Below are 20194 nucleotides of genomic sequence, written 5' to 3' on the forward strand. Positions count from 1 at the left end.
AATGATAAAGAATGTAAAGGCAGAAATAGTAGGTGAAGTAGTGGTAAAAGGACTTATAACAAAAGAAGAATATGAAAAATTGGATGAATTAATCGAAAATATTTCTAAATTTAACTAAAAGGGGGGGAATTATGGATATAACAGTCAGAACGGTCATGGCCATTTTAATCGATAATAGGGAAAAATCTGCAACTAAAGTGCAAGAATTATTAACAGAATATGGATGTTACATCAAAACTAGACTAGGGCTTCACGAAGGAGTACCTCAATACTGTTCAAATTCTGGGCTAATTATTCTAGAACTAGTAGATAATGAATCAAAACACGATGAATTAAAGGAAAAATTAAACCAAATACCCGGTGTAAAATCAGATCTAATGAGACTAAAATTTGACTAAAAAAAAGGCTCCCATTGGGAGCCTTTTTATATATCTACCTTCTCTATATTTTCTTGTATCAATTCTAACAAACTAATAGTTTTGCTTACGTTATCAAAGACTGTCCTTAATTCTGTCAAAAATCTTTGAATAGATGCACTTATTTCTTCTGCGGTCGCACTACTTTCCTCTGAAATTGCCAACAGATTTTGGATACTATTTGTTATATCTTCCAATTTACTTGCTTCCGTATTTAACGATTCAATCAAAGAATTTAAATGTCCGGTAATATCTGATATCACCTGACTAGATTCCTTACTCTTTTTAGAACTTTCCGAAAGTGCCTTTGTTTGTGCTTTTAAATTTTCATATCCAGAAACAACTCCAACGCTCAAATTTTCTATGCCGCTTGAAATCTTTGTTAGGAAATCAGATATTTTATTTGCAGATTCTTTACTTTCTTCTGCCAGCTTCCTTATTTCATCAGCAACAACAGCAAATCCTCTTCCAGCTTCCCCGCTTCTTGCTGCTTCAATTGCAGCGTTAAGTGCAAGTAAATTTGTTTGTTCTGCTATGCTCATAACGGTATCGGCAATTTCTTTTATTTCATCTGCTTGTTTTCTAAGTTCTTTACTTTCATTTGCTATTTTTTCAAAATCATCGCTTACATTTTCTATGTTAAATGATACATTTTCAACACTCTTTGCCGCAGATATAATATTTTCAACTGCCTCGTTTAAATTTTGCACTATTTCATTTTGAACACTTATCGTTTGTGAAATAGTATCCACATTTGATGTTACTGCATCTGAAATCCTTTCTGCATCATTACTTATTTGAACGGCGGTATCCGCAACCTGTGAAGATAATTCTTTCATCGTATCAATCTGTTCTTCAACAACTTCAATTGATGACATTGTCTTGCTGGAAAAACTCAACAATTCTTCGGTATCACCTTGGAATGATATCAACAACTCTTTGATTTTTTCATTTGCTTTGTTTAACTCATGTGTTATTTTTTCAAAGTTTTCCTCACCGGAAACATATGTAACAGAGGAAAGATCTTCAAATTTTAGTGCACTAAATCCCTTCTTTAAATCCAAAACAATAGGCAAAGACAAAGCAAATGTGGAAAGCGCCACAATTATCGAAGAAACAACAGGTGATAAAAAGCTTGAAGACAGTAACGAAACAATAAAGACAATTAAAGGAAGAAAAATAACATTACTCTTTAATATATTTTTCAAAATACCAAATGATACCAATCTAAACGACTTCAATTTTATCAACTTTCCGTATGGTTTTGAAGCCTTTATTCTTATTTCCACAAAAGAAGTGCCATTATTTGTACCTTGATCCAGTACTTCCATAGTTATTGGATCCTTAAAAAAGTCAGAAGCTCCCCTCACTAACCCCAAAAAGTAACTTCTAAAATCCCTATTTGATTGATACCTTACAATGGCAGTTTTTTCGTCTATATATTTGTATATAATCCTTGGAGGCTTTGCACCCTTAATTCTCCTTGTAAGTGCCCTATGAACCATATCCATAGTGCTCAAAAATGAAAGAATACCATCTTTTTTAAAATACCCTGGATAATACTTATGAAAGCTTTTAATATTTTCATATCCTGTTTCTTCCCAAACTTTCTCAAATGTTTTCCCAGTCTTTTCTGCAAGTTTTCTTGAAAATCTAATTACCATTTCATCATCTACATCATTAATTGGACTTTGGAGTATGTCTAAATCTACGTTAAATTCATTAATAAGAGAATCTACAAGACTTTCACCGTATAGTCTTTTCCAAGTATTTATCCAAATGTTCATAACAAAGCTCTTCATACAATCACCTCTCTTAAATCATTAAATCATTTGTATAATACTTATTAAAATTCCAAGTGGAATACCTAAAAGTTCTATATATCGCAACTCTCTCTTTGCTATCTTCAAAATTACAGTTTCAATCTCATCGACTGTGTAATTTTCTATTTTTTCCCTTACAATATCTTTAAAGGGTATTCTTTCGAAGACTTTTTCCAACACTTTTATTATATCATATTCTCCATCTGTTAAATTCTTTTCAATCATTTTGTATATACTTCCTTTACTTTCAAGATCTACTTTTATATCCTTAAAAACATTGTCTAAAACAGAAGAAACAATCCTATCAACAGGTATTAAAGGTATACTTATTTTTGAAGATAAATATCGCAAAATAGAATTTTTTGTATCTTCATTCAAAAGTTTCGAAAAATTTTCAACAATAAAACGCATAATGTCATCTTTGAAATTCAATTGATCTAAATTTCTTTTCATGAAATTCTTAAGAGATTCAGTATTAATAAACTCGTCTTCTATCACCCTTGAAAGATTTTGGGCAATCTCATACTTTTTCCTTGGAATTACCCCTTGAATTCCCAAAATTTTTCTTTTAGGGTTAAAAAGCATCCAAATTGCAAGCATATTTGTAATATATCCTACCAATGCACCTGTTGCAAGAATTCCAAGTGGAGAATGGAAAATAAATTTTGTCAATACAAAAATAGTTAAAAGTATCAAAAAAGGCAAATCAAAAAACATAAAATCCCTCCTTATAATGATAAAATATATTGGAAAGGGGTGAGAAAATTAAGTTGCAAAAGTACCTTCAACTTTGTGGATACGCTCGAAGAAAGGCAGATATAATTATATTTTCTGGAAGGATAAAAGTCAATAACAAAGTGGTTAAAAAACCATGGTATGAAGTTAAAAGTAGTGATGTCGTATCTTTAGACGATCAAAAATTAACGTTAAACAACTTTGAATATTACGTTTTGCACAAACCAAAGGGATACGTTACTACCCTCTATGATCCAAAGGAAAAGAAAACCATAAAGGAATTTTTCAAAGACAAACCCCTAAAAGCAGCAGGACGTTTAGACAAAGATGCAACTGGTGTTTTAATTTTAACTAATGATGGAGAGTTAATAAATATTCTAACTAGTGCAAAATACAGGGTAAAAAAAGTTTATATTGTAAAAGTAAAGGGAAAAATAAACTTCAAAGAACTTTTAACTTTAAAAAAAGGGATATGGGACGATAGTGAATTTTTAAGATTGGAATACTTTGAAATATTAGACGTGGGATTTAATTATTCCACAGTTAAAGTAGAAATGATAAAGGGAAAAAAACATGAAGTAAAAAGATTATTCAAAAACATAAATCACGAAGTGTTAGAGTTAAAAAGAATATCACATGGTCCAATTAGTATTTACATTGTTCCAAACCCCGGTGATATAAAAGAAATAAAGGGAAAACTTTTAAAAAAACTATTAAAACTAAAGGGGAGGAAAGCATGAATATTTTGGTTGCAGGAGGAGCAGGATACATAGGTTCACACGTTTGTAAGATGCTAAATGAAAGGGGATATAACGTAATAGTACTTGACAACCTATCAAACGGGCATAAAGAATTTGCAAAATACGGAAAGTTCATACCAGGTGATATATCAGATAAAAAACTTTTGGATATTATCTTTGAACACTACAACATCGATGCAGTTATGCATTTTTGTGCATATATAGAAGTTGGAGAGTCTGTAGTAAACCCATATAAATATTATGAAAACAACGTTTCAAATACACTTATGCTTTTAAATGCAATGTTAAAACACAACGTTAAAAAATTTATTTTCTCATCTACAGCGGCAGTCTATGGCATGCCAGAGAAAATTCCCATAAAAGAAGATGCCCCCAAAAATCCCATTAACCCGTACGGAAAGAGTAAATATATGGTAGAGGAAATCCTGGACGATTTTGATAAAGCATATAACCTAAAGAGTATAAGATTTAGATATTTTAACGCAGCAGGAGCAGATGAATCAGGGGAGATAGGTGAAGCACACACCCCAGAAACACATCTTATACCGCTAATATTAGATGCAGCACTTGGAAAAAGAGAAAGTATAAAGATCTTCGGAACAGACTATGAAACAAAAGATGGAACATGTATCAGAGATTTCGTACATGTCAATGACCTTGCAGATGCACACATAAAAGGACTTGAATATCTTTTAAAAGAAAACAAAACCAATTGTTTTAACTTGGGAAGTGGTAATGGTTATTCTGTAAGAGAAGTCATAGAGAAGGTAAAAGAAATAACAAATATAGATTTCAAAGTAGAGGAAGTAGAAAGAAGACCTGGGGATCCTGCATACTTGATTGCAGACAACCAAAAAGCAAAAAAAATACTCTCATGGGAGCCAAAATATTCACTAGATGATATCATTAAAACAGCTTGGACTTGGCACAAGGAGAGATATAATGGGCGTACTTGATGAGATTAAAAGCAATATAAACAGAAATTACTTTATTTCCGCATCGGCGGGTACGGGAAAAACTTATACTATTACCCATTACTACGTGGAAATACTAAACGAATACGAAAAAATAAATTATCCAGAAATAGTCGACGAAATAGTTGTTACCACATTCACAAAAAAAGCAGCTTCAGAAATGAAAGAAAGAATCTTCCAACTTGTAAAAGAGAAAAATTCTCCATATTGGAAGAAAATAAAAAACTATCTGCCACGTGCAATAATTTCCACAATAGATAGCTTTTGTCAACGGATATTAAGAGAGGAAAATGTAAACGCAAAAATAGATCCAAATTTTACCATAATCAGTGATTTAAAAATGAATAAATTAATAGAAAGATCTGTATACCTGACTTTAAAATTTGTCTTTCAGCTGTATGACTATGATAAAACAGACATAAACCTAAACATTTCAAAGTTAAGAAAAAAACAAATCGAGATTATACTACAAAATCTGAAAAAAAACAAAAATAGCATAAAAAAACTTTTTGAAATATATCAAAACATAGACGAAGTAGAAAATTTGTTAAAATATACACTTTCAAATTGGAGAACAGAGATGAAAAATGCAACTATTCTAGAAAAGCTATTTGAAACTGCAAAAGAAGAATCACTAGCCTTAAAAGCCTTTAAAGACATTCTTCTGATTTCAAAAGAAATATACGAAGCTTTTACAGTTGATAATTTTGAATACGACTTTAAAGGTATTTTAGAAAAAACACTAGACATTTTAGAAGATAAAAACATAAGAAAAAAATACCAAAAAAGGTTTAAATATATAATTATCGATGAATTTCAAGATACAAACTACCTACAAAAAGAACTATTCGATAAATTACATACAAAAGAAAATTATCTCTTTTACGTAGGGGATAGAAAGCAATCAATATACAGATTTAGAAATTCAGACGTTTCCGTATTTTTAAAAACTCAAAATGAATTTGAAGAAAATGGTGAAAAAATCTTGGCACTAAAAGACAATTATAGATCAAACAGCGAACTTGTAAAATACTTCAATTTCATATCAAAACACAAAATTTTCAACAAACACATAATCCAAAAAACAAATAATATAGATAAGTACGAAACATTTAAAGTACTTGAACCAAATATATACAAAAAACTATGGTTTGATGATGAAAAAGACACGTCAAACCCCACTATTTTTTGCGAAGGAAAAGTTCCTTCATTAAATAACAAAGAAAACGGAAGGATAAAATACGTTATTGTATCACTAGACAAAAAAGAAAAAAAAGAAAAAAAAGAAGCACTAGTTGCAGCGTATATAATAAAAAAACTCGTTGGAAAAGAATTAACCATTAATGTAAAAAATAAATGTATAGACAAAAAGATCACATACGGTGATTTCGCTATATTAAGATCCAGACTGTCAAATGCAGAAGGCATCTACAAAGAAGTATTTGAAACGTACAATATTCCATTACACATAGTAGGCGGAAAAAGTTTCTACAAACAACTAGAAATTCAAACAATTTTAAACGCACTATTTGCTGTACAAAATCCAAATAACAACTATTATTTTACAAGATTTTTCTTCTCGCCACTTGTACTAGGAAAGTTTAAAGACTACGAGAAAATTGTAAGCGAAAAAAAAGAAAATGAAACATTATTTGAAGCGGCAAAGAGAATACATAAAAGTCATGCACTAGAAGTACTTGAAAAATACGCACATTTAAAATACTACATAAGACCAACAGAAATTCTAAAGGGATTAATTAAAGACCTAAATTATTTTGAAAAATTAGTCTATTTTAAAGATAAAGAATCCGCTATCTTAAACGTCAAAAAACTTATCTTGGAAGCGGAAAACTTTGATCAACTTGCAGATTCTTTTTCTGAGTTAATAAAGCTAATTCAAAAAATAGGTGATACAAACGAAGCAGAAGCTTCTACAGAAGATGAAACATCAGAAAGTGTCAAATTAATGACCATTCACGCATCTAAAGGTCTCGAATTTAAAATTGTCTTATTAGGCGATCTTTTCGCTAATTTAAACACAAAAAATTCCAAAGATTTAAAATTCTACAACAAGAAAGATAAAAATTACTTCATGTTGACTAAAATAATGAATAATCTCGACAAAAATACCCTGGAATTAATAAAGGAATTCTACCTTGATGAGGTATACGATGAAACAGAAGTATTAAGAAAACTATATGTTGCAATAACGAGGGCTTCCGAAATGTTTATTCCAATAATCTTTAACGAAAACAAAGAAAACGTTGCAAAATATCTAAAATTATCCAATGACGAAATAGAAGAATTAAAAAAGGAAATTAAAAGTTTTGAATACGTAGAGATTAATAATGTGAAAATTCCAACTGAACCGAAAAAATATACAAAAGAAAAAGAGGAGATCCCACAAGAAAATTTAAAAGATTTTTCACACCTATCGTACAAATCGTACATCTCACCCACAACATTATACGGATATCTAGGAAATGAAAACGAGGCAAAAGAAGAGATAACACTGGACTTAAACGAACAAACTTTTAAAGGATCGCAAATTCACAGAAAACTCTCAAACGCAAATACACTCTCACAACTGAGATACCTTGAAGAAACTGGAGAAATAAAGGTGAGACTTTCACATAAAATAGGACATCTTTTTGAAAATTCAAAAATCTTGCCAGAGTGGAGAATAGTAAAGCCTTTTTTCCATAAAAACAGAAAATACATGCTCTTTGGTATACCAGATAAAGTAATCTTTAAAGACAATTCCATATACATTCTTGATTTCAAAAACACAAAAAATTTAGACGATGAAAAATACATATTCCAAGTAAATTTTTATATGTATCTCTTAAAAGATTTTGGAAATGTAAAAGAAGCATACATTATCTCTACTAAAACAGGAGATATGCTAAAAATATCGTATAAAGAAGGATTTGAAAATACGATAAAAAAAGCTATAGATAATTTTGAGAAGGTGGAAAAATGAAAAGAGCTATAATTACAAAATTAGATGAAAATCACTTTGAATATATGGCAAATGAAATGGAAAAATACTATGACCCATTTTCTTTTTTATTTATCGGACCCACGGGATACTACGTAAGGCAAATATCCGATAAATTTTCAGAAAAACTTGGAAAAACAATAAACCGAGATGCTTTTAGGGTAATAAATCAATATGTTGTTGAAACTTTAAAACTAAACAATATGGACGCGGTATTTTTCGATAGGGATTTTTTTAAAGCATTTATAGCTTCTCAAATAGAAGAGTATATTAAAAATGAAAAAGACGATGAATATTTGGAATTTTTAAGGACAGTTTCAAGATCAAAAGGCATTTTAAGTTACATACTTGAACTTTTTGAAAAAGCATGGGAAATCAAAGTTTCAAATGGAGATTTTCTCACACCGTATTACTATGAAATAAATCAATTACTTGAAAAAAACGAAAAAATTTCAAAACTAATCTTAAATCTACTAAATGACACAAGCCTTATTATGCAAAAATCCGGAAATATCTTTGAGCAGATAACTACATACAAATGGTACGTTGAAGAATACTTTGAAGAAAAAAAGAAAAATCTTGTTTTAAGTGGATTTTTCGATATTCCACCCATCTTAAAGGACGTTTTTAAAAAGATGTTTAAAAACTTTGAAAATGTCTATTTTTACGTTTGGGAACAAATAAACGATAGGGCCTTTAATCAACTCAACGACATATACAATTTTTTGAAAAGCGAAGGCTTCAAAATAGAAGAGACAATTCCACATACACTCAAATTAAAAGATAAAACAAAAGTAATTTCCTACAAAAACTCTATTGTGGAAATCTACGAAATAACTGGAAAAATAAAGGAACTCTTGATAAATGGTAAATCACCAAATGAGATAGCAATTGTCGTACCAAATTTTTCAATTGCAAAACAATTCTCTGAAAAATTAACGGAAATTGGTATACCAAACAACGTTAATTTACAATCAAAATTCTCGGAGAGTAAAATTGTAAAAATCTTACTCCAACCAATAAAAACCATTTATTACAACTTTGAAACAGAAGATCTTCTAGCATTAATAGAATCTCCGTATATAGATACAAGACAACTTACAATAGAAAAGATAGAAAAATTCTTTAGAGAATTCCGTATGTTAGATGAAAAATTTTCAAAAGAAAAGATACAAGAAATATCTGCGCATATAAAACAACTTGAAGAAATAAAAGATGATGATACATACCAAGACAGAATGGAAAAGATAGAAGAATACAAAGTCTTTATAGAAATTCTGGACAATTTGCTCAATTTATTAGAAGAAGTCAAAACCGGTATAAATAATGACTTTATCACATGGTTTATTGAATTCATAAAATTTTCAATAGAAAAGTTTGATATATTTACAAACGATAAATACCTCTTTGAAATAAAAGAAGAAAAAAACGCACTTATAAAATTCATAGAAGTACTAAATAACCTAAAAAGTTATAATTTAAAAATAAACTCTTGGAGAACTTTCTATAAAATACTAACAAGTATTATAAACGTTGAAAAATACAGATTTTCCGAAAGAAAAGAAAATGCAATAGACATATTTGATATAACCCAAGCAAGATTTGTACGGAAAAAATTCAAATTTTTTGTTAATTTCATTGACGCATTTTATCCAAATTTTGATATTAATCCACTTATCTTAAACGTTTTATCCGACCCAAATAAATTAAGATCATTTAACGAGGAGGTAGAAAGAAGAAACGTAATACTTTCGTTGATCTTTTCGGAAAATAATCATATATCATTTCCTCATTCAACTCTATCAGGAGAACCCATTTTACCTTCTACATACGCAACTGAATTTGGAGAAGTAAAAAATATTGAAACAAGTTTTTACATAATTCCACAAGCCAGCAAAATATACTCAGAATTTGATAAAAATTTGTATAAAGCATTTAACGATGAAAGAAAGTTAAAATTAAATGTAGAATGGAAAAGTAGTTTAAACGTAAAAAAAGTAAGTCACAGTTTAATCTCAACATATGTTAATTGTCCGTTCAAACTTTTTTTATCGGAAAAAGCAAATGTAAGAAACATAGATAGTGACAAATCCAATCTATACATAGGTATTTTTTACCACAGGGTTCTAAAAAGATATTTTGAAGAAGTTGTTTTTGAATTAAAAAAACTAGTCGAAGAAGTATACGATGAAGTATTTACAGAAGAATTCTTTCAATATTCCATACCAAAGTCAATAAACATAGAAAATTATACAAAAAAACTAAACGAATTTTTAATGCATTTACATGAAAACGTGGAATCTAAAAATATATATCAACTTGAAAAAACATACATGACTAAGTTAAGGGGAAATATTTTGGCAGAAGCACGTATTGATAGAATAGATAAAGATAAAGATTCTTATACAATTATAGACTACAAAAAAAATTCAAAAAATAGTGATATGGGTCAACTTCTCTTGTACGACTATATCTTCAAAAGTAATATAAACAAAGATTTTGAAACTACGCTGTTATTTTTGGGAATAGAAGATAGAAAAAGTTATAAAATTAAAAGAATTAAAGAAAAAATTTACTATAACTATTATAAATCAGAAAAAGAAATAGACTACGATATTTACTTATCTTGGCTTGATAGTATACTGGAAAAGCTAACAAGCGGAGATATAACCCCTATATTTGTTGAGCAAAACAACGTAAAACCATTTATGATGTATTTAAAAGATATGGGATTTAAAATACAAAATAAAAAAAGATTTTGCAAATCTTATGCCGTTTCTTGCCATTTTTACGAAATTTGCAAAAATTTCGAAATCTACAACAACGTAAAATTAGTAGAAAAGTAAACAAAATGCTCTAACACAGCAACATTTCATTTATATTGCCACATGATTAAGCAACGGTTAAATTGTTGATTTATTTTAAAGTTATTGTTATAATCCGATTGTAAATGTACGTTGTGGGGGTGAAAAATATGAAAAAAAGGATATTTGCCGAAGATATTGCTATATGTCTAGCGGGGACGAGAAAAGAACCTTTAAATTATAGGGGAAAATACGACAATTTTTACAGAGCGGCAAAACTTTTCCTTGAAACAAAAGATGAAGAACTTACAAAGCACATCCTGGATGAAGAATTTGAAAATTTATTTCAAATTTTCAAAGAAACAATTTGCAAAACAAAATTTTTCAATTTTATAAATCCTATCCCAAAAGAATTTTCAAAGATTTTTTTGATAAACAATAAAGAATACGAGGTAGTACTAAAAACAGACTTTTACGTAAAAAATAGAAGAAAAACCTTTTATTATTTTATACTACCAGATACTATGGGGTGGACAGAATCAGCACTAAAACACTTTCACAGACTTGGAAATGACATTATCAACTACACACTCCCACCTGAGGAATCAGAATTTAGAATCATTAATCTTTTTAAAAGAAACATAATAAAAGGAAATAGTGTAAGCTACAGATATCACAGAAAAGTTTCACATATAGTTTCTAAAATGGTTTCAACTTTCTAAAAAATCCCCCCCAGTTTTTCGGGGGGGATTACTTATTTGTTTACTTTCTCCTTTAATTCCTTACCAGGTTTGAATTTTGGAACCTTTCTTGCAGGGATTGTTATTTTTTCTCTTGTTCTTGGATTAACTCCTGTCCTTTCCTCTGCTTCTCTTACCTCAAACGTTCCAAAACCAATAAGCTGAACTTTTTCTCCATTTGACAAAGCCTCAGTTATAGTTTCAAAAACCGCATCAATAACTGCTTTGATATCTTTTTTCTTTAATTCTGGCATCTTCTCTGCTACCTTGTTTACAAGTTCCTTTTTACTCATAACTTTTCCCTCCTCACATGTGATAGTTAAAATACGTATATAATATATCATTTTTTTACATCAGAATGCAAATTTTTATTTCCTAAAGCTTTTTCTATAGAAATCATCTATGATTTTTGCGATATCAAATTTTGTTTTGTTTTCAGAAGAAATAACAAGATCCGCATCCTTTGAGAATGTAAAATGAAATTTTTCGTACAAATCGTCTAAATTTTGAAATTTCTCAGAGACCATTTTCATCCTTCTAATAAATTTTTCTTTAGGGATCTTTATGTATACTACCTTTCCCTTGTAGCGATCCTTTTCCGCTATCAAACCAAGGGTAACTATTATCTTTTCATCAAACCTTTTAAATCTTTTTAAAAATTTTCTTTCAAGGTTTTCTAAAGCAACAACCCCATTGGAAAGAAGTATTGTATTAAATCTCTTTCCAGTTTCAAGATTTAAAATTTCATCAAAATCGATTATATCGTAACCAAAATCTTCCTTTAAAATTTTACCCACAGCCGACTTTCCACTCCCAGGAAGCCCGATTATATACAACGGCAAAATATCCCCCCTAATCGGTAATTATTTTCAAAAATACCTTTCTTCTCCTTGGACCATCAAATTCGCAAAAATATATTCCCTGCCAAGTTCCTAGTAAAATTTTACCATTTTCTATAATCAAAGTAATACTAGGAGAAACAAGTGTAGATTTCACATGAGAATCTGAATTACCCTCTAAGTGTGTGTATTCCCAATTTGGTGGCACTATTTTGCTCAAAGTCCTCTCTATATCACCTTTTACAGATGGATCTGCATTTTCATTAATAGTAATACCTGCAGTAGTGTGTGGGATAAACACTACACAAACTCCAGATTTTACACCGGAATCTTTTACCACTTTGTTTACTTTTTCTGTGATATCAATCAAAGAATTTCTAGATCTTGTCATAACCTCAAAAGAATAAAGCATTTTTACTCCTCCTTTTTCTCGAATATTATAACACAAAAATTAGTAAATATGCAATTTCTCTTGACTTTTTTTCAATATTTTACTATAATATTTTTTGCAAATGATTTGCATTTGCAAAAATAGGGGTGTGAAAATTGACAAAGTGGAGAAAAACCATTTGGAATATACTTGAAAATAGCAAAAAACCACTGTGTGCAGAAGAGATTTACAAAATAAATGGCTTTAAGCCAAATCTATCGACTATTTATAGGGCGCTTAATTACCTTGAGAAAAAAGATATTATCTCATCGGTATCATTTGAAAATTCCACAAAGTACTTTTTCCCAAAAGAAAGGCATATTCATTTTCTATATTGTATTAAATGTGGAAGCATTGAAGTTTTTAACGAATGCGTGGCAAAAGAAATAAAAATGAAAATTGAAAATAAATTTGACTACCAAATACTCGATCACGTATTTTATTTTAAAGGAATTTGCAAAAAATGTAGAGAGGGGGAATGATTGTGAAGAAGTTCTTTTTACTTTTCTTGTTATTTTCCTCTGTTATGTTTTCCTATGTAGTAGTTACTATAAATCCGTATTATTTGTTGGCAAGTGAACTTTTAAAAGGTGTAGACGATGTACAGCTATTATTACCTCCAAATGTAAATCCACACGTTTATTCTCTAAAAGTAAGTGATGTAAAATTACTAGCAAAAGCAAATTTAATAGTGGCAAATGGAAATTTAGAACCAAATTTAGAAAAATACGATAATGTTTTATACGTAAAAAAATACATTCCAGAAGTATTTATAGAACATAAAAATCCTCATTTTTGGCTTGATCCATACTTTGTGAAGTTCTATATTATACCTTCCCTTTCTGAAGAATTTTACAAAATATATAAAGATAACAAAATAATAGAAAACGAAAAAAAATTATTGGAGAAAATAGATGTATTTATAAAAGATGCATGGAAAGTGTTAAAAACTGACGGACTGGTACTTGTAAATCATCCAAGCTTTTATTACTTTTTCAAGGAATTTGGAATAAAAATAAAATGGTTAGAAGAGGGACACAACGTATCTATTGGTCTCAAGAAGATTATAAATACCATAAAGGGGGGGAAACTTATCGCATTATTTACTGAAAAACAACAACCCGAAAGTAAAATTAAAGTAATCTCAAAAGAATTAAAGAAACAATACTACGTTCTTGATCCATTGGGAATAGATGCAAAAAATTTTGTGGATTTATATTACAAAAACCTTGAAATTATAAGGAAGGCGTTAAAAAATGAATAATATTGCCATTTTAGTTGAAAATTTAAATTATAAAATAGGCGAAAAGGAAATCTTAAAAAACATCAATTTCAAGATAAAAAAAGGCGAATTTGTAGGGATTATAGGCCCCAATGGTGCGGGTAAGTCTACACTCATAAAGATAATCGTAGGAGAAATAAAAAACTACACAGGGAAGATATTGGTAAACGGAAAAATTGGTTATCTTCCCCAAGTTCAAACTATTAATAGAGAAGTACCTATTAATGCTTTGCAATTTGCAAAAATGGGAGCGTATAAGAAAAAGGTAAGTAAAGAACAAATATCAACCCTTCTAAGAAACGTAGGACTAGCTGGAAAGGAAAGACAACTTGTCGGAACAATGTCAGGTGGCGAACTTCAAAGACTTTCACTTGCACGAGCACTTTTATACAACCCGGATATTTTGATCTTGGACGAACCAGAAGCAGGTGTTGATCAAATGGGAAAAGCCAGGTTTTACGATCTTTTGTATAAATTTAAAGAGAAAAAAAATTTAACAATTTTAATGATTTCACACGATATAGGCATGGTTTTTGAAAAGTGTACCACTGTAATGTGTTTAAATAAAACATTACATTGCCATGGACCTACCGAAAAAATCAAACCAGAAGAATTAAAAATATTATTTCCGGACTTTGATCTATGGCTTCGTGCAAAAAACCATTACGAAAGGGAGCATGAAAATGGAGATATTTGAACTTGAATTTTTAAGAACGGCATTAATAGCAACCATTTTAGCAGCTATTTCTTCTTCCCTTATGTCTCCTACTATTGTTTTTAAAAGAATGGAATTTATAGGTGATGGAACCGCTCATGCGGCTTTCGCAGGGTTGGCAGTTGCACTTCTTTTTGGATTAGATTATAGGTTAATTTCAATAATTACTGCTATTATCTTTTCTCTACTTATAAGTTATTTCACAAATAAAAAACAAATACACGAAAATAGTGCAATTGGTATGTTACTTCCAGTTTTTATGTCTATTGGCGTAATTATTCTTTCAAAAAGTTCAACTTATACCCAAAATATAACAAGCTATCTGTTCGGTGATATTCTACTTGTAAACATGAAAGATGTGTACTTTTTGATATTTGTAGTTATCTTAGAATCACTATTTTTTTTCTTTTATAAAGAGGAAATACTATACTTTCTTGCAGATGAAAAAATGGCCAGATTCTACGGTGTAAAAACACAATTCTTAAGGGCATTATTGTTGAGCTTAATTTCAGTTGTAGTGGTAAGTATCGTTAAAATATCCGGAGTTATTCTTTTAGGTGCGTTAATTATAATCCCAGGGATTATTGCAAAAAAACTTGCAAAATCATACAAAAGATTGTTTGTTATATCCATACTATTTAACACTTCAGTTTCATTTGTAGGATTTTATTTTGCTTATCTTTTTGATATTGCACCAGGTCCATCAATTGTGCTTGTGTCATTTATATCATTTGTTGTACTTTCGTTGATTTTTTAATAGTTTCCTAATTTTTTGAATTTGCAAAAGTTACCTCATCTCCAAAAAATAAAAATTATAATTAAACCTTTAATCTAAATTCATAACATAACAATCATCTTGTTTTTTCGTATTCTCATATGGTATTATATTATAAAAGTTACTTCAACTTTAACGGGAGGTGAACACATGAAATATTTTTTAATAGTTTTGTTGCTTTTTTCGATTTCGGCATTTCCATTTTTCATAGGTGTTGAAGGACTTACATTACCGAAAATTGATTTTCCAGAATATCCCGCACCTCAAATCGAGTTGTTTGCAAGAGCAGACTTTGGTATTTTGTATTTCATGTTTCCATTTGGTACATATAACGAAGATGGTAACTTTTATCTAAAAGATAATATTGATCTTAACTATGTAAAAAGTTTTTTGGGAATTGGACTTCAACTTACCCCAAGCTTTTCAAAAAATCTATATATGAGGCTTTCCACCGATATGCCCTTTATTGAGGCAATCTCAATAAAACAATTTAACGTTTTAGATTTAAAAGTAGGTTTGGGATTAAAACTTTCCATTTTCAAACTAGAAGCAGGTGTTATTGGAAGAGTAAAAAAATTAGAAGATAATTCCTTGGGAATGAAATTTGGAGAAATGTATTATATAGCAAGTGGATTTACATTTTAAAGGCTCTGGAAACAGAGCCTTTTTATATGGTATAATTTTTTTGAGGTGATTCTTTTGAGAGTATTAACTATCGGTGTTTTCGATGGAGTACACATTGGACATGTAGAAATTTTAAACACTTTAAAGAAAATGGCAGAAACATTCCAATCTAAACCTGAAATATACACTATAGTATTTCCTATGGAATATTATATTGGTAATTTTGATGGGCTTTTGATACCACTTGAAGATAGAATAACATTACTTGAAATGTACGGAGATGTATTTACATTAAATCTGGAGGAAATAAAAGATATTGAAGCAAAAAATTTTTTTGAATTCTTATCAAAAGACACAACTGGTATAGTAGTTGGAAAAGATTTTAGATTTGGCAAAAACGCAAAAGGAGACATTAAACTACTTGAAAAACTTTCCAAAGAAGAAGGAATTAAATTAAAAATAGTGGATGATTTAATAGTAGACAGAGAAAGGGTTAGTAGTACATTAATTAGAAAATTGATCAAAGAAGGAAAAGTAAAGAAGGCAAACAAGCTACTTGGAAGGGCATATCCCATCTATGGCAAGGTTTATAAAGACAAGCAACTTGGAAAAAAACTTGGATTTCCCACCGCAAATATTAGAAGGGGTAAAGAACTTATTACCCCAAAATTTGGTGTTTACCTTTGTAGAGTTTATACGCCAAAAAGGTACTACGGACTCATCAACATAGGACTAAGACCAACTATTGAGAAAACTAAAAATGTAAAATACGAAGTTTACATTTTAAATTTTGAAGGTAATCTATACGGAAAAGAAATTAGAGTAGAATTACTTGATTTTTTACGGGAAGAAAAAAATTTTTCCTCAATTGATGAATTGATAAAACAAATGCACGAAGACAAAAAAATAGCAAGAAAGATATTGGAGAGAGAATATGGATATTGAAAAAATTGCAAAAAAAATTATCGAAGAATATCCAAGAATTCACAATGAAAAAGATCCATTTAAAGTTTTAATTACAACCGTTTTAAGCCAAAGAAGCAAAGATGAAAACACGGAAATAGCAGCTAAAAATTTATTTAAAAAATACAAAACAGTGAAAGAACTTTCAAAAGCTAAAGAAGAAGCCCTTTATGAACTAATTAAACCCGCAGGACTCTACCGACAAAAAGCTAAAAGAATAATAGAAATTTCAAAAATAATTATAGAAAAATTCTCAGGCAAAGTTCCCGATAATCTAAACGATTTAATTTCTTTGCCTGGGGTTGGAAGAAAAACTGCAAACATAGTATTGTACGTTTCTTTTTCAAAACCTGCCCTTGCGGTAGATACACACGTCCATAGGATTTCAAACAGACTTGGCTGGGTAAAGACTAAGACTCCTGAAGAAACAGAATTTGAACTTATGAAAATCCTTCCCAAAAATCTTTGGGGGCCTATTAACGGTTCGATGGTGGAATTTGGGAAAAATGTGTGTCTACCTAGATCACCAAAATGTAATATTTGTTCAATCTATAAGTATTGTAAATGGGAGGAGAAAAAGTGATACCGCTATTTGATCTTACAAGACAATACAAGGAAATCAAAGAAGAAATAATAAACGCCATTGACAACGTTCTATCAAGCGGAAGAGTCATTTTGGGTCCAGAAGTAGAAAAATTAGAAAAGACTATAGCTGATTTCATAGGTGTTAAATACGGGGTAGGTGTTGCAAATGGAAGCGACGCCTTGGTTATAGCACTTAGAGCAATGGGAATCCAAGAAGAAGATAAAGTTATCACCACACCTTATACGTTTTTTGCAACTGCCTCATCTATTGTGAGGAATAAGGCTATTCCCATATTTGTTGATGTTGACAAAGAAACTTACAATATAGATTTAAACCAAGTTGAAAATGTACTAAAAAAAGAAAAAGTATTCGGCATAATACCCGTGCACCTTTTTGGAAGAACCGTTAATTTGGAGGATTTAAACTTTCTAAAAGAAAAATACGGTATAAAAATATTGGAAGATTGTGCACAATCTATAGGTTCTGAAGGTATCATTAACAACACTGTTAAAAAAAGTGGCAGTATAGGAGATGCATCTATCTTTTCATTTTTTCCTACAAAAAATTTGGGGGCATATGGTGATGGGGGATTAATAGTTACAAATGATGAAAATATCTATCAAAAGGCTAAATCTCTCAGAGTTCACGGTGCAAAAAAGAAATATTTTCATGATGAAATAGGTTATAACTCCAGACTCGATGAATTACAAGCGGCTATTTTAAACGTAAAATTTAAATACATAAAAAAGTGGACTGAAAAAAGGATAGAAATTTCCAAAAATTATGCAAAAGAATTTGAAAAACACGAATTAGACTTAAAATACCCCAAAACAAGCGGAAAATTAAAGGTTCATGTTTTTCATCAGTATGTGGTAGAATTTGATTCAAATGAAAAAAGGGAAAAGGTAAAAAGACATCTTGCAAGTAAAGGAATTGGAACTAGCATTTATTACCCAGTTCCTTTACACCTTCAAAATTGTTTCAAATATCTAGGTTACAAAGAAGGAAGTTTACCCGTTTCAGAAAAACTATCAAAAACAACCCTTGCTTTACCAATTTTTCCCGAATTGTCCTTTGATGAAGTAGAAATAATTGTAGATGAAATAGAAAAAGCTTTAAGGAGGTAGAATATGGAAAATCAGACACTTGAAGAACTCTTAAAGAGGTACCTAAAAGTAAAGGAAACTATAAAAGAATTAAATAGGGAGAAAAAAGAACTAGAAGAAATGATAGTTGATTTCGTTGAACACATGGATATCGACAATATCGTTGTGGATGGGGTTTTAATTGAATTTACAAGAAAAACAAAAATAAACATAAAGTAACACTCATATCTCAAGGGGGAGGAGAAAGTATGGAAAAATTCTTCAAAATTAAGGAAAGTGGTTCAAGTGTAAAAACCGAGATAGTTGCTGGTATTACTACCTTTCTTACCATGGCATATATTATTTTCATCAACCCAAACATCTTAATTAACGTGATCCCCGGATTAAGTCCAGACAATCCTCTATATGCTCAATTCTTCGGTGCATTTATGGTTGCAACCATTTTAGGTGCTGCAACTGCAACGTTAATAATGGGACTTTGGGCCAACTATCCATTTGCACTTGCACCTGGTATGGGACTAAATGCGTATTTTGCATTTACAGTTTGTGGGAAACTCGGTATTGACTGGCGTGTGGCACTTGCCGCAGTTTTTATTGAAGGTATTCTATTCATACTACTCACAATAAGCGGTGTTAGAGGCTTTGTAGTTAAGGCAATTCCAAATTCTGTTAAAATAGCAACAAGTGCAGGTATTGGATTGTTCATCGCATTTATCGGTCTTAAAAGTTCCGGTATCGTTGTTTCAGACCCCGCAACCTTTGTAACATTGGGTGATATAACATCACATACCGCATTAGTTACTATTATAGGATTTTTCATTATTTCTATTCTATTTGCACTAAAAGTTCCCGGTTCAATATTAATAGGAATTTTGGCTTCCACATTTATTGGTGCAATCCCCATATTTGGAGTTACAAAATTCCAAGGAATCGTTGGAAAGATACCTGATATATCCCCAACATTTCTAAAATTATTTGAAAAATTCTCCTGGGCAGATCTTGCATCTGGAACTTTCTGGATTGTAGTATTCACTTTTTTCTTTGTGGACTTTTTTGACACACTTGGAACTTTAACAGGGCTTGCTGAAAGTGCCGGTTTTATAAAAAAAGGTGAATTTCCAAGGGCCAATAAAGCCTATTTAGCAGACGCCATTGGTACCACAGTAGGTGCATTATTTGGAACTTCAACTGTTACAACATACATCGAAAGTAGCACGGGTATAGCAGAAGGTGGAAGAACGGGACTTACAGCTGTTACAGTGGCTATTTTAATGCTTTTAATGCTCTTTTTTGCACCTCTTGGATTAACAACTCCTGCCGCAGCAACGGCACCTGCGTTAATTTTTGTCGGTGCATTAATGCTCAAAGGCTTAAAATTAATTAATTGGGACGACATAACAGAGGCTATTCCCGCCTTCATTACAATGATTGTAATGCCACTTACCTACTCTATTGCAAATGGAATTGCATTGGGATTAATTGTATACCCAATTGTAAAGACGTTTAGCGGAAAAACCAAAGATGTCCATATCCTAAACTGGCTCCTCGCATTTTTATTCATCCTATATTTAATCTTCCTTAGAGGATAAAAAAGGGGAGATATCTCCCCTTTTTTTAAAA

21 protein-coding genes are annotated in these 20194 nt (G+C 30.5%); 16 read left to right on the plus strand and 5 right to left on the minus strand.

What is annotated here, in order from left to right; translation table 11 throughout:
• The first annotated feature begins 128 nt into the window (after window positions 1-128).
• Window positions 129-398, plus strand: a complete 270-nt coding sequence (locus AS157_RS01325) for a CPF_0552 family protein (protein WP_143611741.1) — start codon at window positions 129-131, stop codon at window positions 396-398.
• A gap of 26 nt (window positions 399-424) precedes the next feature.
• Here AS157_RS01325 and AS157_RS01330 read toward each other — a convergent pair whose 3' ends face one another.
• Complete coding sequence (locus AS157_RS01330) at window positions 425-2218, minus strand: heme NO-binding domain-containing protein (RefSeq protein ID WP_077288983.1); 1794 nt, start codon at window positions 2216-2218, stop codon at window positions 425-427.
• Window positions 2219-2239: 21 nt separating this feature from the next.
• A complete protein-coding gene (locus tag AS157_RS01335) occupies window positions 2240-2956 on the minus strand; it encodes a DUF445 domain-containing protein (protein WP_077288984.1) in 717 nt (238 codons plus the stop codon).
• Window positions 2957-3009: 53 nt separating this feature from the next.
• Here AS157_RS01335 and AS157_RS01340 point away from each other — a divergent pair, with 53 nt between their 5' ends.
• The 5 genes from AS157_RS01340 to AS157_RS01360 all read left to right on the plus strand — a co-directional run bounded on the left by AS157_RS01340 (window position 3010) and on the right by AS157_RS01360 (window position 11236).
• Complete coding sequence (locus AS157_RS01340) at window positions 3010-3714, plus strand: pseudouridine synthase (protein WP_231450287.1); 705 nt, start codon at window positions 3010-3012, stop codon at window positions 3712-3714.
• On the plus strand, window positions 3711-4691 hold the full coding sequence (galE, locus tag AS157_RS01345; RefSeq protein WP_077288986.1) for a UDP-glucose 4-epimerase GalE: 981 nt from the start codon (window positions 3711-3713) through the stop codon (window positions 4689-4691). The genes AS157_RS01340 and galE overlap by 4 nt, the downstream gene beginning before the upstream one ends.
• Window positions 4678-7692, plus strand: coding sequence for a UvrD-helicase domain-containing protein (locus AS157_RS01350; RefSeq protein WP_077288987.1), 3015 nt, complete (start codon window positions 4678-4680; stop codon window positions 7690-7692). Before galE ends, AS157_RS01350 begins: the two co-directional genes overlap by 14 nt.
• The gene (locus tag AS157_RS01355) at window positions 7689-10556 is read left to right on the plus strand and encodes a PD-(D/E)XK nuclease family protein (protein ID WP_077288988.1); all 2868 of its coding nucleotides are present in this window, start codon (window positions 7689-7691) and stop codon (window positions 10554-10556) included. The genes AS157_RS01350 and AS157_RS01355 overlap by 4 nt, the downstream gene beginning before the upstream one ends.
• 128 nt (window positions 10557-10684) lie before the next feature.
• Window positions 10685-11236 (plus strand): hypothetical protein, encoded by a 552-nt coding sequence (locus AS157_RS01360; RefSeq protein WP_077288989.1) that lies wholly within the window; start codon window positions 10685-10687, stop codon window positions 11234-11236.
• Window positions 11237-11268: 32 nt separating this feature from the next.
• On the opposite strand, the gene AS157_RS01365 is transcribed toward AS157_RS01360, so the two are convergent.
• From AS157_RS01365 to AS157_RS01375, 3 genes are all read right to left on the minus strand, one after another.
• On the minus strand, window positions 11269-11547 hold the full coding sequence (locus AS157_RS01365; RefSeq protein ID WP_075665558.1) for an HU family DNA-binding protein: 279 nt from the start codon (window positions 11545-11547) through the stop codon (window positions 11269-11271).
• Window positions 11548-11622: 75 nt separating this feature from the next.
• Window positions 11623-12096 (minus strand): shikimate kinase, encoded by a 474-nt coding sequence (locus tag AS157_RS01370; protein ID WP_077288990.1) that lies wholly within the window; start codon window positions 12094-12096, stop codon window positions 11623-11625.
• Between the two features lie 10 nt (window positions 12097-12106).
• Window positions 12107-12505, minus strand: coding sequence for a secondary thiamine-phosphate synthase enzyme YjbQ (locus AS157_RS01375; protein ID WP_077288991.1), 399 nt, complete (start codon window positions 12503-12505; stop codon window positions 12107-12109).
• Between the two features lie 134 nt (window positions 12506-12639).
• Here AS157_RS01375 and AS157_RS01380 point away from each other — a divergent pair, with 134 nt between their 5' ends.
• From AS157_RS01380 to AS157_RS01425, 10 genes are all read left to right on the plus strand, one after another.
• Window positions 12640-13005, plus strand: coding sequence for a Fur family transcriptional regulator (locus AS157_RS01380; protein WP_077288992.1), 366 nt, complete (start codon window positions 12640-12642; stop codon window positions 13003-13005).
• Window positions 13002-13787 carry a metal ABC transporter substrate-binding protein gene (locus AS157_RS01385; RefSeq protein ID WP_077288993.1) on the plus strand — a complete coding sequence of 262 codons (786 nt, stop codon included), beginning with the start codon at window positions 13002-13004 and terminating at the stop codon, window positions 13785-13787. The genes AS157_RS01380 and AS157_RS01385 overlap by 4 nt, the downstream gene beginning before the upstream one ends.
• Window positions 13780-14502 (plus strand): metal ABC transporter ATP-binding protein, encoded by a 723-nt coding sequence (locus AS157_RS01390; protein ID WP_077288994.1) that lies wholly within the window; start codon window positions 13780-13782, stop codon window positions 14500-14502. Before AS157_RS01385 ends, AS157_RS01390 begins: the two co-directional genes overlap by 8 nt.
• Window positions 14489-15277, plus strand: coding sequence for a metal ABC transporter permease (locus AS157_RS01395; protein WP_077288995.1), 789 nt, complete (start codon window positions 14489-14491; stop codon window positions 15275-15277). Before AS157_RS01390 ends, AS157_RS01395 begins: the two co-directional genes overlap by 14 nt.
• Before the next feature lie 168 nt (window positions 15278-15445).
• Window positions 15446-15940, plus strand: coding sequence for a hypothetical protein (locus tag AS157_RS01400; RefSeq protein WP_077288996.1), 495 nt, complete (start codon window positions 15446-15448; stop codon window positions 15938-15940).
• Window positions 15941-15985: 45 nt separating this feature from the next.
• A complete protein-coding gene (locus tag AS157_RS01405; protein ID WP_231450289.1) occupies window positions 15986-16864 on the plus strand; it encodes a bifunctional riboflavin kinase/FAD synthetase in 879 nt (292 codons plus the stop codon).
• Complete coding sequence (gene nth / locus AS157_RS01410) at window positions 16854-17465, plus strand: endonuclease III (RefSeq protein ID WP_077288998.1); 612 nt, start codon at window positions 16854-16856, stop codon at window positions 17463-17465. The genes AS157_RS01405 and nth overlap by 11 nt, the downstream gene beginning before the upstream one ends.
• Window positions 17462-18595, plus strand: a complete 1134-nt coding sequence (locus tag AS157_RS01415) for a DegT/DnrJ/EryC1/StrS family aminotransferase (protein ID WP_077288999.1) — start codon at window positions 17462-17464, stop codon at window positions 18593-18595. Before nth ends, AS157_RS01415 begins: the two co-directional genes overlap by 4 nt.
• A 3-nt stretch (window positions 18596-18598) precedes the next feature.
• Entirely contained in the window at window positions 18599-18793 is a 195-nt protein-coding gene (locus AS157_RS01420; RefSeq protein WP_075665569.1) for a hypothetical protein, read from the plus strand.
• Between the two features lie 29 nt (window positions 18794-18822).
• On the plus strand, window positions 18823-20163 hold the full coding sequence (locus tag AS157_RS01425) for an NCS2 family permease (protein WP_214494946.1): 1341 nt from the start codon (window positions 18823-18825) through the stop codon (window positions 20161-20163).
• Window positions 20164-20194 lie beyond the last annotated feature (31 nt).

The sequence above is a fragment of the Thermosipho sp. 1244 genome, from assembly GCF_018588215.1.
Lineage (GTDB): Bacteria > Thermotogota > Thermotogae > Thermotogales > Fervidobacteriaceae > Thermosipho > Thermosipho affectus.

What these genes read in the sequence shown, in the direction of transcription:
- AS157_RS01395 (WP_077288995.1), top strand. Translation starts at nt 14,489, where the DNA reads ATGGAGATATTTGAACTTGAATTTTTAAGAACGGCATTAATAGCAACC.
- galE (WP_077288986.1), top strand. Translation starts at nt 3,711, where the DNA reads ATGAATATTTTGGTTGCAGGAGGAGCAGGATACATAGGTTCACACGTT.
- AS157_RS01360 (WP_077288989.1), top strand. Translation starts at nt 10,685, where the DNA reads ATGAAAAAAAGGATATTTGCCGAAGATATTGCTATATGTCTAGCGGGG.
- AS157_RS01385 (WP_077288993.1), top strand. Translation starts at nt 13,002, where the DNA reads ATGATTGTGAAGAAGTTCTTTTTACTTTTCTTGTTATTTTCCTCTGTT.
- AS157_RS01330 (WP_077288983.1), bottom strand. Translation starts at nt 2,218, where the DNA reads ATGAAGAGCTTTGTTATGAACATTTGGATAAATACTTGGAAAAGACTA.
- AS157_RS01420 (WP_075665569.1), top strand. Translation starts at nt 18,599, where the DNA reads ATGGAAAATCAGACACTTGAAGAACTCTTAAAGAGGTACCTAAAAGTA.
- AS157_RS01375 (WP_077288991.1), bottom strand. Translation starts at nt 12,505, where the DNA reads ATGCTTTATTCTTTTGAGGTTATGACAAGATCTAGAAATTCTTTGATT.
- AS157_RS01400 (WP_077288996.1), top strand. Translation starts at nt 15,446, where the DNA reads ATGAAATATTTTTTAATAGTTTTGTTGCTTTTTTCGATTTCGGCATTT.
- AS157_RS01350 (WP_077288987.1), top strand. Translation starts at nt 4,678, where the DNA reads ATGGGCGTACTTGATGAGATTAAAAGCAATATAAACAGAAATTACTTT.
- AS157_RS01425 (WP_214494946.1), top strand. Translation starts at nt 18,823, where the DNA reads ATGGAAAAATTCTTCAAAATTAAGGAAAGTGGTTCAAGTGTAAAAACC.
- AS157_RS01355 (WP_077288988.1), top strand. Translation starts at nt 7,689, where the DNA reads ATGAAAAGAGCTATAATTACAAAATTAGATGAAAATCACTTTGAATAT.
- AS157_RS01390 (WP_077288994.1), top strand. Translation starts at nt 13,780, where the DNA reads ATGAATAATATTGCCATTTTAGTTGAAAATTTAAATTATAAAATAGGC.
- AS157_RS01335 (WP_077288984.1), bottom strand. Translation starts at nt 2,956, where the DNA reads ATGTTTTTTGATTTGCCTTTTTTGATACTTTTAACTATTTTTGTATTG.
- AS157_RS01365 (WP_075665558.1), bottom strand. Translation starts at nt 11,547, where the DNA reads ATGAGTAAAAAGGAACTTGTAAACAAGGTAGCAGAGAAGATGCCAGAA.
- nth (WP_077288998.1), top strand. Translation starts at nt 16,854, where the DNA reads ATGGATATTGAAAAAATTGCAAAAAAAATTATCGAAGAATATCCAAGA.